This window comes from Bradyrhizobium sp. HKCCYLS2038 (genome assembly GCF_051167655.1).
GTDB lineage: Bacteria > Pseudomonadota > Alphaproteobacteria > Rhizobiales > Xanthobacteraceae > Bradyrhizobium.
This window is the reverse complement of record NZ_JBNPTM010000017.1, coordinates 1-11,894: the sequence shown is the minus strand read 5'-3', so window position 1 is coordinate 11,894 and position 11,894 is coordinate 1. Positions and strand designations below refer to the sequence as shown.

Genomic DNA, 11,894 nt, shown 5'->3' with positions numbered 1-11,894 from the left:
GCAGAGGCAGAACGCGCCCGCCACCGGGCGCGCGGATAAATACCGCCGTTCAGGCGGCGGCTATTAGGTCTGCGTCGAGCAGCACGCGAACCTTGCGGCCGAGCAGATCGAGCAGGATCGAGACCCGGTCGTGATCCGCCAGACCATTGAACAGACCGGCGCTGTCCATGAAGGCGCCGGCCAGCACCCGGACCTTGTCGCCGGCCGCAAAAGTCGGCCGGGCATCGAAGCGGATGAACCCCTTGTCGTCCTCGCGCGCCTTCAGGGCCTCCACGACCCCCCGCGGAACGGCCGCCGGCGCGTCGCCATGGCTCACGAGCTGCGTGACCCCGAAGGTCGACTGGATCGACCGCCAGCGCTGCACCGTCGTATCGATCGCCACGAACATGTAGCGCGGAAACAGCGGCCGCGCGGTGAGCTCGGACTTTCGGGCGTGACGCCGGCACTTCAAATAGCGCGGCAGATAGACCTCGAACCCCTGGCGCACGAGGTTCGTGGCGGCCCTGGCCTCGCCATTAACCTGAGTATGAACAACGTACCACCGGCCATCGCTCATGCCATGCCCTCCGTTTTGGTCGAGGAACGCAGGCCCAACAGCGCGGGCGACAACACGCGCGCTTCCCCGCACGCCACCACGGCAGCGTTGTAGGATGCCCGCGCCCGGATGACGTCGGTCACGATCACCGCATCGAAAGCGACTGTGATCTCGTGGAACGACCTGAAGACCTCGACGCCGAGGAAGCGCACCCCCTCGGCGCGCGGATCGACCACCGCAACCACGGTTATGGCCGCCTCAACGGCACAAAGAATCGCGATTTCCGCTAGGTCCGACTTACCGGCCAGCACCAACCGGTTGAAGCCACGCGCCTTTGCTGTCTCAAAGGCCCGGGCACAGTCGCTCTTGGCCATACGAAAGAAGGAGAAGGAGTCGGAGAGATACTGGACGGTCAGCCGGGATTTCTCGGCGAAGCCCTGCGGCGTGAGGTAATAGGCGTAACGGCGCGCTGGCGCGTCGTGAACCTTAACCAACCCTTTCTTAACGCAACGCTTCAGGTAGGCATTAACCAGCCCTAGCGCGATCCCGAGCTCCGCAGCAATGTGGCGCTGTGACCGTCTTCCGTCGTGCTCGACCGAGTTCAGGAGGCCAAGAACGATGTGCTCATTATCATGATCTGAGTGGAGGAGCTGGTTCATCGGGACTCTATACGGACCGCCGTCAGCTCATATCGCGTTCACAGCATGAACGTCAATCCTTCCGTTCGCCCATGAACAGCTTAAGCTTAGAATTGACACCTCGCCCCTCGACCAGCAGAGTAGACCTTCATTTCGATGGATTTGCATCATCGCCCGGCAAACGGCCAGCCCGCACGTCCAATTGGGGCCACGATGACCGACTTTTGAAAAGGGGTCGGTTTCCATCCGTTCACGTGGAATGGGCGACGCGCGGACCAGCACTGAATACCGTATAATCTAATTTTCGCAGCCAGAATCAATTTACGCTAACAGGCCGGCGACCGCGCGGCCGAGCGCTGCGGCGACTAGCAGCGTACCGTGACGACCGCGCTGTGTGTACTCCCGGGCGTAGGAAGGCCGTCTTACTGTCGGCTCCCTGCCATCGCTCAAGACGTAGGCCGGGCCGGGCCGCATAGGCGACAACCGGGGCGATCGAGCTCATTTGTTCGCCGTCTTCTTTGCTTGACGCGGATGGCAGGCACTAAGGTTCCAGCCCGCGTCCAGTTGGTGCCGTCGCCCACCTTCCAGCCAGCCTTCTCGAGGCGGCCGGCGAGGTTCGCCCCCGAGCGACGAGATATGTGGACCAAACAGGTTGCGGACGGCGATCAGATGCCGACGTCCCACTCGATCGGGACGGCGTTGCGCCGGACGCTGCCGAAGCTGTAGTAGCCGCCTGGCGCTAGATCGCGGGTTACGAAGAAGAAGCGAGTGAGGTCGGTGCCGAACTCGCGCTCGAGAGCCGGGCCGATTCGGCCCAGGAGGTAGCGCTTTTCGAGGCGGCGCGTCGGCAGCGCTCCGAGGTGGATGCAATGCTGCCGGGCTAATCGGGTGACCGCGTCGGGAGTCCTGCCCTCGAGCACTGCCCATTACAGCGTTGTCTCGCAGGATCCTACGTTGCTCGTCGCTCCAGCGAGCCTTCACATGGATCATGGCTTAGGCAGTCCCATTTCGTTCTCAAGATGGTCCTCGTGAGCAAGCGCAGCGGCAGCGTCGACATGCCGTAAGGTCCGACAGCCCAAGCCTGGATGCGCTCCGGAACCCTGATCGGCAGCTTGTCTCGCCGAAATAGCTCAATGGGCCGCGGCAAACCAAGCTATGAAGAGTTTCGCCACGTTTCAGCGAACAGGTCATAGTCGTCGGCGATGCGACCCTGGCGTTGCCGCTCATCCGAAAGCCGGCCGACATGCGCTCTGGTCGATGACGACCCTGTCGTCTCGGTCCGCCCAACAGAGCGCCATCCGCAGACAGGCGATCATGCTCATGTCAGATGCTCATCGACTGGGCGAGATCCGGATCGACTTCGATCGTCAGCGTCGGGGCGAAGTCCGGATTCTCGCGGCCTGATGGCGCCTTCGGGTCCGGGTATCCGCGCGGGTTGCAGATGACGCGCGTAGCGCCGATCTCGTAGTCGCGGCTCTTGTGGACGTGCCCGTGGATCCAGAATTCCGGCGCCGTCTGGTAGTCCTTCATCAAGGACTCGATGTCGGTACAGCCATAGAGCCAGCTGTGCATGCCGGGCTCTACGGACGATGCCGGCCCCACGTGCGAGATGCAGACGGTCGGCCCGTCGAACGGCGTCGAGAGCGCGCGCTTGAAGAACGCGAAGGACTCGCGATGCAGCGCTAGCATCTGCGACGGCGTGAACCTGTTCCGGTGGCCGGGGCCGCCGTAGCTGATTTGCCGGAAATCGTTGTGGTAGTCCCTGGACATCGACCCATAGAGATCGTGGTCCGGCAGGTAGCCGCGTTGCGAGTAGAACATCGCCTCCTGGACGGTCCATCCGCGAGGCAGCACGCTGAGGTCCGACCACAGCGTGCCGCCCAGGTAGCGGACGCCGTCGATCTCTATGGCGTCGTTCTGGAGCAGGTCAATGCCAAGGCTGCGAGCGACCTCGCGCCCCCGAACCATCTGGTCCTGGTAGTAGGTGCGGTCCTCTCCGTCGGAGGCGCGACCACGGTAGAAGCAGTGGTTCCCGGGGACGTAGACCACCCTTTGGACGCCGGCGCAGAGGTTGTCGACCACCCACCGCATCCCGACGACGAGCGGCGCAGCGACGTCGCCAGAGACGACCAGCACGTCGGCATCGATGCGCGGCGGATTGTCCCACGCGTTACGCTCGATGTCGACGTGCGGGTCGGAGATAATGGCGACGCGCTGCATCACGCGAGTCCTTGTTCTGTCAGGCCTTGGAGTCGGTCGTGAAAGCGTCGTCGGGGATTGAAAGGTCGATGTAGTGGTCGGTCTCGACTACGATCCGAACGCCGCGTCCTCGACCTTGGCTTCGGGCTCCTTGAAGTGGATCTCGAGATACTGGACCGCCGACTTGATGGCGGAGACGGCATTGGTGAGGTGGATCGATGCTCCGGCCGTCTGGATGTCGAGCAGCAGCGCCCTCGCCTTCTTGATCGCGCCGATCGTCACCACGCTGAGGTCCACCTGCGCGTGGGCGCTGGCTGCGATCGAATTCGAGTCTGCCTGGTCGGTCATCTGCACTCTCCCGTCATCTGTGAAAAAAACCGTCGAATCCGGGCAATTCGAGCGATCCTATTAATTTAGTATGACATTCTCGTGCGATATACACAAGCCCAAGATGACAAAAAACGTCACCCCCGAGTCCTTGTTCTGAAAAACGGAGTCAAATCATGACGATCTACGGTGGCAGTCATACCAACTTCGATGCCGGTTCATTCGGCGCCGGCGCGATTGCGGGCACGGCAACGATCGCCGGCTCTCTCGTCGCCGGCGTCTGCAATGCCATCGCGCAGCGCGAAGCCGAATGGGCCGCCTGGGAGCGCGAGCAGCTGGTCGAGGGCCTGACCTGCGAGCACCTGCTGCGCGTCCACTACCAGCGCCGCGCGGCCGAAGCTGAGGCGGAGCTCTCACGCATGCGCGACTCGTTCCGTGCAGTGACGTCGACGCGGGCCCGGTAGGATCGGCCTCGGCTCCGTCGCCGGCGACATCGGCCGGAGCATCATCGGCGGCCACACCGCCGGCGTCAGCCTCTGCACGGGGCGGACGCCGGCGATGCGCGTTTTCCCTGCAATATGCGAGGAAATCGCGCTCTTCTCGGCGCCGACCAGCAGCACGACTTCATCCCGCGACAGGCCCGGTAACCAGTCCGCCACGGCCCTGCTTACCTGCGGCGGGCGTGGCGCCGGCGCCGGCGCGTCGGCGACGACGGAGTCCATCGCCCACATGGAGACGATGCGCGCCATCGCCTCGGCGGCCTCTGCGATCTCTCCGGTGCGGTCGACCTGGCGGACGTGATGCTTGAGCTCGGCGACCTCCGGCGAGTCCCCCAGGGGCGCCGGACCGGCCCGGCCGAGCAGGCCCCCGAGCGCCTGGAACGGCGCGGCGACGATAGTTCTGAACGCGGTCAGCAGGCGCGAGAGCGCGGAGAAGATGGCCTTCAGCATGGTGTGGACCTCCCGTTGAACGCGGCGAGTGTCGTCCCGCCGCTTGCAAGAGGGAAGCCCCAAGGATTGACATTGGCCGCGAGAATGACAATAAATGTCATCGTGACATGTACGCACAATCTCATACTGAGATCGGAGAACGCCCCCGGTGAAGCCCCTTCCGCAAGGCCCCGCACTGCTCTCTCACGTCGGCCGCAGCTTGTACGGCGACGTCGGCTGGCGTCAGCGCCTGGCGGCCGGTCTCGGGGTCTCCCGGAACACGCTCTACAACTACTTGTCGGGCCGGTGGGCTTTCGAGCACATCGTTCCGGATATCGTCGATCTGATCGACAGGGAGCGTGGTGTGCTGATCTCCAACGGCGCGAAGTTGCGCCGGCTGGGGCGCATGTTGCAGGTGAAGGTGAAGCGTTGACCTAGAACAGGGATACGAAAGATGCAGATGCAGATGGAGTTGGACTTCGAAGCCCTCGTCCCCGTCGCCGCAGAATACGTCGTGCTGGGGCCATGGAGCCACGAGCACAATCAGATCCTGGTCATGGAGTACGACAGCCAGCCGGATAAGCTGAAGGCCCTGGCCCGCAAGCTCGGCCGCACCGTCAGCGCGGTGATGACCCAGGCGAGCAGGATCGGAGCAGGCCGCCGCAACGGCGCCAAGGTGCGCGCCTGCATGTGCTGCCGGAATCCCTTCCTCTCAGAGCACATCCACAACAGGCTCTGCGTCACGTGCAAGTCGGCTCCGGACGCGTGGTGCGCGTGATGAGCGAGACCCTGCAGTTCATCCGGAAGCACGCGGCGCGCGCCTTCGGCCGCCGCGGCTGGCGCCGCAAGTTTGAGCACGTCGCCCTGATCCAGGACGGCGACATCGAGCGCCACGTCCGCGAGGCCGACGCGTCCGAGGTCACCTTCATGGAGCAGGACATCGTGCGCGAGGCGCGCAACCGCAGAGGGCGGGCCATTACCGCGCTGCGCGTCGCACAGGACGCGCTCCTGCGGGCAGAGCGTGACCTCGCCGAGCTCGAGGCCGCCGTCGAGCAGCGCCTCGAGCAGCGCGACGAGGCCAAGGTTTTCTACGACCTCATCGATGTCGGCACCGTCGGCATGATGCCGGCCGACCGCGCGGCGATCCTAGCCCACTTCAAGCCGGAGTACATGTGATGGTCGGACCGCTTCCCCGCCTCAGGCCAGTCATCAAGCCGGCGATCCAGGCCTCGCCGGCGACGACGCCGGAGCCCACCCCCGCCACCATCGAGGCCGAGTACGACGAGGACGGCCGCCGGATCCTGACGGCGCCGATCCAGCCGCTGCCGCGCGCGCCGGCGCGCCAGATCAGCCGGCCCCTCAAGCCACCTCCCGCCGATATCCCGCGGGTTCCCAAGCCCACGCCGGAGATGATCGCACGCCTGCGGCTGCCGCCGCGGCCGGTGGCGCCTCCGGACGCCGCCGCTGCCGCGAGGCAGGCGACATGGCGCAACCCGGTGCCGACGCGCAGGGCCGACCCGCCCGCCGCTCTGGCGCCGGCGCCGAACTTTGTGAAGGCGTACAGGGACAGCGACGGCTGCTGGCGGACGCGGCCGGCAAAGCCCGGCGAGAAGCCGGATCGAGACCTACCGCCGGATTCGATTCCGTTCCTGAGGTGACGCCATGCGTCTCGATCTGGACGACAAGCAACGGGCGCGCCTGGAACAGCACGGCGACAACGTGATGCTTCAACTGCTCCTCGGCGATGGCTGGCAGCCACTGTCGGACTACCGATACGACCGGAGGTACGTCTACGTCGCGGCGGTCAACGGCGTCTTCAACTACAGCTGCTACGTCGCCCGTGGCGGAAGATACTCCAGCAGCGATTGGTGGATCCCGAGCGAGAAGGAGATCCCGGTCCTCGGTGCGGCGGGCCTGACCATCACGCACTGGCAGCCGCTGCCCGACGGCGTCGACGCATACCGGCCACTGGCATTCTGGAAGGAGATCACCGGACACGATCTCCCCGGCGCGCCCCTGCGCAAGCCCGAGCCCGTCTACCAGCCGGCGCCGCCGACGCACCGTCTGACGCCAGGTCCTCGGCGCCTACTGGCCGCCATTGGCCGACGGCGCGGTGCTGCATGAGAGCGGCCGCGACTGGTCGAGGTTCACGCTGACGCAGCACCCCGGCGCCGAGGCGACCAGGCTGACGGCTAGGCCGATCGATCCGCTGCGAGAGGCCTGCTTCATCGAGCGCGTAGGAACACTGCCAGAGCGGGCCGACCGGTGGTTCGAGGCTGACTGGCGGGTGACCGAGCACGGTCTTGCGTGGCTTGCCGCCAACGAAAGCGCGTCACGCGTGACGGCGCACGTGTGACGCGCGATTTCGGAGTAACCCGTCACACTTCCGGAGAAGTAACGGGGGGTGTCGCCGAAAATCCGCCTACGATGTCGTGTCGCGCTGCGGGGCCGATTTCAGGATCAAGCGGCATGTTACCGTGCGATAGAGGGAAGCTAACTGACTTTAGCTACCCATAAGATGCATCTCCGCGCAGCGCGATCGACGACCTTCCGCTGGGCGCGAGCAGGCATCCGGCGGCCGGAGGCGCCCGGGCGTCTGATACAAAAATAGGGCGTCGGCACCCCCGACACCCTATCTTCGTATCAATGATGGCAGATTGGCTGTGTCGCTGGCGATACGCTCATATGACAGAACGCCTATCCTGTCATATACCTGTACCATACAATGATGGCATCTTGGCACGGTCACTCGGTGCCGCCGGCGCCGCCGCGGCTGGACGAAGCGATCCAGCGCCTTGGCATCGTTAGCAGTCGCCGTGGTTGACCATCCCCTTTTCATGGATGACGGCCCGGTGCGCAGCGCGAAGGTCGAGATCAGGTCGTGGCGCCCCTTGCCGGCCGCGCGCCGGGACGACGCAGACTGCCAGCGGTTCGCCGGCTAGCGCTTCGCCCCTCGGCGACAATGCGGGCGGCTAGTTCGAGGGCTCACCTGTCGGTTGCGTCGTTGACGGCGAGCTTTAGGCCGTGGAACGCCATCCCATCCGCAGACAGCAAGCCTTTAGAACTCTCGATACATGCGGTTTCACGTCGCCGCGCCGGTCAGTATGCGCGCTCGCGCTCACGCCGACGGTAGCGCCGGTGCAAACTGCGGACGTAGTCCAGGAGCGCGGCGGAGTTGCCAATGCGCTGGACTAGGCCGACGTCGTCGCAGAGCGGATGGCCGTTGGCGATGACGACACCTCTATCGAAGCTGTAGACGGTTTTTTCGCCATTGCTCATCACGATGACGTCGCCATCGGTTGCCGTCCTAATGCTAGTCCTCATTCCACGTTCCTCGCTTTGATTGAATACCTGACGTGATCTTAGACAAGGCGGCTGGCGTTAGGCTTCATCCAATACCGACCGCCGCTATTCGGGCTCTCTGCCGCGTCAAGAATCGGAGCAGTCGCGGACCGTTCAGATCGTCTAAGTGGCGACCGTCGCGAAATGCGATGTCCCGGATGTAGTTGGCAGTGTCAGAGTTCGCCAAGGGCCGCATGATTGGCCGCTTGGCACCTCATTTTCCGGCTCGTTGTGGGGCGGCTGCTAGGCCAAGCTGGCCAAGAACGCATCGTCCGCAGGCGAAAGCGTCTTAGGGGTGGGCTCGGCACGCGGCGTCACGAACAGGAGCGTCGCCTCCGGTCGCCAGACGTTGGTGCCGCCATTGGCCAGTCCGGCCGCAATATAGGCTTCGTGCGCACGTGCCCGACGCCCCCATGTTGAGCGGGCCCACCGCTTGCGCGGTTCTTCTGCCGCGCCGTCGTTCACCACCCAGTCAGTGACATCCGACCAGCAGTTGTGCCTGCCGTCGCGGCAGGGGCGCACGCCGCGGCCTTGCATCTGACGGCAAATGTAGTCGAAAGCCGGCTCGAAGCTCTTTATTCCAAGCGACGTCGAATGGGCTCTGAGCGTAGCGAGCCTACCGCGGCCTGCCGTGATCTCGGCGATTGCGTAAGCCCGCCAGACCAGTGCGCCGCCGGCGTCGGTTATGGCAAAGCGATAAGTCCCGTCTCTCTCAGCCGGAGAGACCTCGCAGAGGATCGCAAGCCAGCTCGGCATCTCCTCGCGCCTGATTGCGCCGGTCAGGCGGCCAAAAAGTCGGGGATCGTCGTGATGAAAGCGCAGCGCGGCGACGATGCTGTCGCGCACAGACTTGTCCATTGAAAAGGTGATCACTCTGGACCTCCATGTTTCGGTTTGAAAATAGGTGACCTAGCCGCCGCGAAACAATCACGGCAACGTCTGCTCTCGGGCGAAATCCCAAGAAACCGCGCGAACGCGGAATGAAACTGACAGACCCGCGCGAACGCGGAACAGGCACCCCGAAAGTGGAGGGTCCACTCGCCGACAAGAGCATCGGAGAGACTGCAACTACATAGTATGAAACGTGCAGGCCATCAATGGATAGCGATTGCTGACTATGGAAACAGTTAACGCCCGTTAACCTGCCCAGGTTAGACTTCCCGAATGTCCTCCCGATCGCGTCTCCACTAGAATAACTCTGCTGACATCGCCGTTCGAGCTATCCTGCAGTGCCGTTGCCGATGCCGCGCTATATTTAGCCGAGGCCCCTGCTCACGCGCGCACCGTCACCCCGGTGCTGTTGAACTTCGAGTGGGTCAAGGTGGCGACGTCCAGCTTCCTGCGCGAAAGCGTGTTGGCCTTTCGGGACATGGTCAGGAGCAGGCGATCTAACTTCTATCCGGTGGCCGCCAACGTGAACGCCGACGTCCGCGAAGAACTCGAAGACCTGCTCACCCGGCGGGGCGGAGTGCTGATGTCCTGCGTGGTCCGGGACGACGAGGTCGTCGAAGCCGCCCCCATCGGAGAACTCGACCTGAAGCAACGTTTGACGTTCGACCTGGTGCAGGAGCGTCGCGAGACCGACGCCGGCGAACTGATGCGGGATTTCGCCGCCACTGACCCCGTCAAAAGTCCGACGGCCTGGAACAATCGCTTGTCGAGCTTAGCTATGCTCGGTTTGATTGCGGAGATCAGCCAAGGCAGATCGAAGCGATACAAGCCTATTTTCGAAGGAGTTTGAATTCATGGGCGCGGACTTCCTCCAGAAAGCGGCTCCGCAATTCGAAAAGTGTTGGGACAGAGGGCGACTAGCCCTCGTCACCCAAGATCTCTTCACGCGGTTACCTACGACCCGGTCGAGAGCCTTCGAAGCGGTTCTGCTTGGCCGGGCCCCGGTGAAGAAGGGCGACAAGTTCACGATCGAAAAGGTGAAGCGCGGCCTCCTTGTGTCGCATGGGCATACCGAGATCGCCCTTAGCGAGGATGCGCCGCCTTCTTTAGTGGATGCGATCGAGGCGAACTGCGGCGTCGCCCAAGGCATCGTGGACGAGGTCCATGAGGTCGCTGGCGTCGTGGAGATCTCCGTATGCCTCGCCAAGCTTCAGTAGCCGGAAAGCCCGATCGTTTCGAAATCGCCGAGCGCAAGCTACGGCACGACCGCACCATCCACCAGATGTCGATGGGCTGCGCCGGGTGCGCCGAAAGGACGATCTGCGGCGGGCTCTCCATCGAGGCAGCGGTCTGGAGCTGCCTGAGCTTGTGTTGTGACAACCCCGACGCATGCGACCGTGTTTGCCGGAACAATCCCGAATATGCCTCCCGCATCCACGAAGTCGGAGGCCTCAAGCTGGATCTGGCGCAGGCTCCCCTGCTGCCTGCCCCGACGCTCCCTCTTGTTGTCCCCGAGATCTTTCATGGATCGAAACGGAAGCGACACTTCGCCCCCGCGCTCGCCAGCATCTCGCTGTATGGGATGTTCGACCGGAAGGAGGGACTGCCCAAATACCGGGCGCGCGCCGAACTCAGCGCGAACTACAAGATCTCGACCGACACGCCGCTCGTACTCACCGGAATCCAGCGCGATCGTCCTCTCGAAAGATGGTGGGAGCTCGGAAAGGCGCGCCGAAGGGCAATCATTCAATCCGCCGTAGATTGCGGGGTGGTGCTGGCGACGACGCCGAACTACAGCCTTTTCGTCGACCGTCCGCGCTGGGACGACCTGCACGCGATGAAACGTATCGCGATCGCACACGGAGAGTTTCTTGAGGCCGGACTGCCGGCCGCGCTTCACGTCAACGGCCGGACCGACCGGGATTTCGAACGATGGGCAGAGTTCATCGGCCATCATCCGGAGGTGACGCACATCAGCTTCGAGTTCACCACGGGCACGGGCCGACCGACCCGCCGCAGGCAACATGCGGCCTGGCTGTGCGAATTAGCAAAGACGGTCGGGAGGCCTCTGCATCTGATCGTCCGCGGCGGCAGCAACCTCCTGCCGGACCTGTGCGCCGCGTTCGCCGGCGTCACGTTCCTTGAAACCACATTGTTTCTCAAGACCATGAAGAGATATCACGCGGTGAAGGGCGAGACGGTCGGATGGTGGACCTACTCGACCCGGGCCAAGGATCTGCTGGACGACTTGTTCGAGACCAATTGGGAGATCTCCCGCGACGTCATCGAGAGGGCGATGCGTGGCGATCGACCCCCGACACCGGCGATCGCAGTTGTGTGAACCCGAAAAGCTGACATTCGCCGCGCTGGACGGCATCGCTTTCGCCGCCGCCCGAGGACGCCTTGGCCAGGTGAGAGAGCACTCGGAGCGTGATCTTGGTCCGCTGATCGAGATGATCCAATTGGCGCGGACGGGTCTTTTGCCTTCGCCAGTCTCGGCGCCGTGGCTGCGGCTGAACGGAAGCGCTCCGATCCTTCGTGCAGCGACCGGACAGTCCGAGGGATGGACGTCTTCGTACGGCAGCACCTCCGGGTTCATGAGATGCGACACGCGACAGACGGATCCCAAGAGGTGGACGGCGTTCCAGCTGGACGCTCACAAGGCGGCGCTCGCGCTGAAATTTCCCAGAGATACCGTCAACCGCCTGATTAGCGCCATGGGGGAGATCGTCGACAACGTTCTAGAGCACTCCCAAGCATCGACGGCCGGCTTCGTCGTGTTCGATTCTCGCGATGGTGTATTCGAGTTCGTCGTAGCGGACGACGGTGTCGGAGCGTTGGCAAGTCTTCAGTCAAACCCAGAGTATGCTCACTTGGCCGATGAAGGCGACGCCCTGCAATGCGCGCTGACTGATGGCGAGTCGCGCTTCGGGAAAGCCGCGCAGCGCGGTACCGGGTGACCTTGCCCCTCGGGCTTAATCCAGTTTGAAGTTCGTTCTGGCCCCAACGAGGACCAGAGCATGAAGCGCAGCC

18 protein-coding genes are annotated in these 11,894 nt (G+C 63.8%); 10 read left to right on the top strand and 8 right to left on the bottom strand.

Translation table 11 applies throughout. The features are described 5' to 3' along the window. Positions 1-49: 49 nt before the first annotated feature. The 5 genes from nusG to ACQR1I_RS35555 all read right to left on the bottom strand — a co-directional run bounded on the left by nusG (position 50) and on the right by ACQR1I_RS35555 (position 3,720). Positions 50-556, bottom strand: a complete 507-nt coding sequence (gene nusG, locus ACQR1I_RS35575; RefSeq protein WP_434870921.1) for a transcription termination/antitermination protein NusG — start codon at positions 554-556, stop codon at positions 50-52. After that, positions 553-1,194 (bottom strand): winged helix-turn-helix transcriptional regulator, encoded by a 642-nt coding sequence (locus ACQR1I_RS35570; RefSeq protein WP_434870920.1) that lies wholly within the window; start codon positions 1,192-1,194, stop codon positions 553-555. Before ACQR1I_RS35570 ends, nusG begins: the two co-directional genes overlap by 4 nt. Before the next feature lie 644 nt (positions 1,195-1,838). After that, on the bottom strand, positions 1,839-2,093 hold the full coding sequence (locus tag ACQR1I_RS35565; protein WP_434870919.1) for a hypothetical protein: 255 nt from the start codon (positions 2,091-2,093) through the stop codon (positions 1,839-1,841). A 403-nt stretch (positions 2,094-2,496) separates the two neighbouring features. Continuing rightward, positions 2,497-3,393: a metallophosphoesterase gene (locus ACQR1I_RS35560; protein WP_434870918.1), complete on the bottom strand. Its 897-nt coding sequence runs from the start codon at positions 3,391-3,393 to the stop codon at positions 2,497-2,499. An 87-nt stretch (positions 3,394-3,480) separates the two neighbouring features. Further along, complete coding sequence (locus ACQR1I_RS35555; RefSeq protein WP_434870917.1) at positions 3,481-3,720, bottom strand: hypothetical protein; 240 nt, start codon at positions 3,718-3,720, stop codon at positions 3,481-3,483. Between the two features lie 155 nt (positions 3,721-3,875). Between ACQR1I_RS35555 and ACQR1I_RS35550 the strand changes: the two genes are divergently transcribed. Further along, positions 3,876-4,163, top strand: a complete 288-nt coding sequence (locus ACQR1I_RS35550; protein ID WP_434870916.1) for a hypothetical protein — start codon at positions 3,876-3,878, stop codon at positions 4,161-4,163. Here ACQR1I_RS35550 and ACQR1I_RS35545 read toward each other — a convergent pair. Continuing rightward, a complete protein-coding gene (locus tag ACQR1I_RS35545) occupies positions 4,113-4,649 on the bottom strand; it encodes a hypothetical protein (RefSeq protein ID WP_434870915.1) in 537 nt (178 codons plus the stop codon). The two genes, ACQR1I_RS35550 and ACQR1I_RS35545, sit on opposite strands and share 51 nt — an antisense overlap. 148 nt (positions 4,650-4,797) lie before the next feature. Between ACQR1I_RS35545 and ACQR1I_RS35540 the strand changes: the two genes are divergently transcribed. The 5 genes from ACQR1I_RS35540 to ACQR1I_RS35520 are packed head-to-tail and all read left to right on the top strand — an operon-like array spanning position 4,798 to position 6,752. Beyond that, on the top strand, positions 4,798-5,061 hold the full coding sequence (locus ACQR1I_RS35540; protein ID WP_434870914.1) for a hypothetical protein: 264 nt from the start codon (positions 4,798-4,800) through the stop codon (positions 5,059-5,061). Between the two features lie 21 nt (positions 5,062-5,082). Continuing rightward, positions 5,083-5,406, top strand: coding sequence for a hypothetical protein (locus tag ACQR1I_RS35535; RefSeq protein ID WP_434870913.1), 324 nt, complete (start codon positions 5,083-5,085; stop codon positions 5,404-5,406). After that, entirely contained in the window at positions 5,406-5,804 is a 399-nt protein-coding gene (locus ACQR1I_RS35530; RefSeq protein WP_434870912.1) for a hypothetical protein, read from the top strand. The genes ACQR1I_RS35535 and ACQR1I_RS35530 overlap by 1 nt, the downstream gene beginning before the upstream one ends. Then, complete coding sequence (locus ACQR1I_RS35525; protein WP_434870911.1) at positions 5,804-6,286, top strand: hypothetical protein; 483 nt, start codon at positions 5,804-5,806, stop codon at positions 6,284-6,286. The genes ACQR1I_RS35530 and ACQR1I_RS35525 overlap by 1 nt, the downstream gene beginning before the upstream one ends. 4 nt (positions 6,287-6,290) lie before the next feature. After that, positions 6,291-6,752 (top strand): hypothetical protein, encoded by a 462-nt coding sequence (locus tag ACQR1I_RS35520; RefSeq protein WP_434870910.1) that lies wholly within the window; start codon positions 6,291-6,293, stop codon positions 6,750-6,752. Positions 6,753-7,727: 975 nt separating this feature from the next. Here the strand turns inward: ACQR1I_RS35520 and ACQR1I_RS35515 are convergent. Together ACQR1I_RS35515 and ACQR1I_RS35510 are read right to left on the bottom strand one after the other, a co-directional pair. Next, positions 7,728-7,952 carry a hypothetical protein gene (locus ACQR1I_RS35515; protein ID WP_434870909.1) on the bottom strand — a complete coding sequence of 75 codons (225 nt, stop codon included), beginning with the start codon at positions 7,950-7,952 and terminating at the stop codon, positions 7,728-7,730. Between the two features lie 261 nt (positions 7,953-8,213). Next, entirely contained in the window at positions 8,214-8,843 is a 630-nt protein-coding gene (locus ACQR1I_RS35510) for a hypothetical protein (RefSeq protein ID WP_434870908.1), read from the bottom strand. A 421-nt stretch (positions 8,844-9,264) separates the two neighbouring features. Between ACQR1I_RS35510 and ACQR1I_RS35505 the strand changes: the two genes are divergently transcribed. The 4 genes from ACQR1I_RS35505 to ACQR1I_RS35490 are packed head-to-tail and all read left to right on the top strand — an operon-like array spanning position 9,265 to position 11,821. Then, positions 9,265-9,711, top strand: coding sequence for a hypothetical protein (locus ACQR1I_RS35505; RefSeq protein WP_434870907.1), 447 nt, complete (start codon positions 9,265-9,267; stop codon positions 9,709-9,711). A 4-nt stretch (positions 9,712-9,715) separates the two neighbouring features. Then, the gene (locus tag ACQR1I_RS35500; RefSeq protein WP_434870906.1) at positions 9,716-10,078 is read left to right on the top strand and encodes a hypothetical protein; all 363 of its coding nucleotides are present in this window, start codon (positions 9,716-9,718) and stop codon (positions 10,076-10,078) included. Next, positions 10,057-11,202 carry a hypothetical protein gene (locus ACQR1I_RS35495; RefSeq protein WP_434870905.1) on the top strand — a complete coding sequence of 382 codons (1,146 nt, stop codon included), beginning with the start codon at positions 10,057-10,059 and terminating at the stop codon, positions 11,200-11,202. The genes ACQR1I_RS35500 and ACQR1I_RS35495 overlap by 22 nt, the downstream gene beginning before the upstream one ends. Then, entirely contained in the window at positions 11,162-11,821 is a 660-nt protein-coding gene (locus ACQR1I_RS35490; RefSeq protein ID WP_434870904.1) for an ATP-binding protein, read from the top strand. The genes ACQR1I_RS35495 and ACQR1I_RS35490 overlap by 41 nt, the downstream gene beginning before the upstream one ends. The last annotated feature ends 73 nt before the right edge of the window (positions 11,822-11,894 follow it).

Excerpts from the sequence above, each read along its gene's own strand:
- nusG (WP_434870921.1), bottom strand. The coding sequence starts at position 556 with ATGAGCGATGGCCGGTGGTACGTTGTTCATACTCAGGTTAATGGCGAG.
- ACQR1I_RS35570 (WP_434870920.1), bottom strand. The coding sequence starts at position 1,194 with ATGAACCAGCTCCTCCACTCAGATCATGATAATGAGCACATCGTTCTT.
- ACQR1I_RS35560 (WP_434870918.1), bottom strand. The coding sequence starts at position 3,393 with ATGCAGCGCGTCGCCATTATCTCCGACCCGCACGTCGACATCGAGCGT.
- ACQR1I_RS35555 (WP_434870917.1), bottom strand. The coding sequence starts at position 3,720 with ATGACCGACCAGGCAGACTCGAATTCGATCGCAGCCAGCGCCCACGCG.
- ACQR1I_RS35550 (WP_434870916.1), top strand. The coding sequence starts at position 3,876 with ATGACGATCTACGGTGGCAGTCATACCAACTTCGATGCCGGTTCATTC.
- ACQR1I_RS35545 (WP_434870915.1), bottom strand. The coding sequence starts at position 4,649 with ATGCTGAAGGCCATCTTCTCCGCGCTCTCGCGCCTGCTGACCGCGTTC.
- ACQR1I_RS35535 (WP_434870913.1), top strand. The coding sequence starts at position 5,083 with ATGCAGATGCAGATGGAGTTGGACTTCGAAGCCCTCGTCCCCGTCGCC.
- ACQR1I_RS35530 (WP_434870912.1), top strand. The coding sequence starts at position 5,406 with ATGAGCGAGACCCTGCAGTTCATCCGGAAGCACGCGGCGCGCGCCTTC.
- ACQR1I_RS35525 (WP_434870911.1), top strand. The coding sequence starts at position 5,804 with ATGGTCGGACCGCTTCCCCGCCTCAGGCCAGTCATCAAGCCGGCGATC.
- ACQR1I_RS35520 (WP_434870910.1), top strand. The coding sequence starts at position 6,291 with ATGCGTCTCGATCTGGACGACAAGCAACGGGCGCGCCTGGAACAGCAC.
- ACQR1I_RS35515 (WP_434870909.1), bottom strand. The coding sequence starts at position 7,952 with ATGAGGACTAGCATTAGGACGGCAACCGATGGCGACGTCATCGTGATG.
- ACQR1I_RS35500 (WP_434870906.1), top strand. The coding sequence starts at position 9,716 with ATGGGCGCGGACTTCCTCCAGAAAGCGGCTCCGCAATTCGAAAAGTGT.
- ACQR1I_RS35495 (WP_434870905.1), top strand. The coding sequence starts at position 10,057 with ATGCCTCGCCAAGCTTCAGTAGCCGGAAAGCCCGATCGTTTCGAAATC.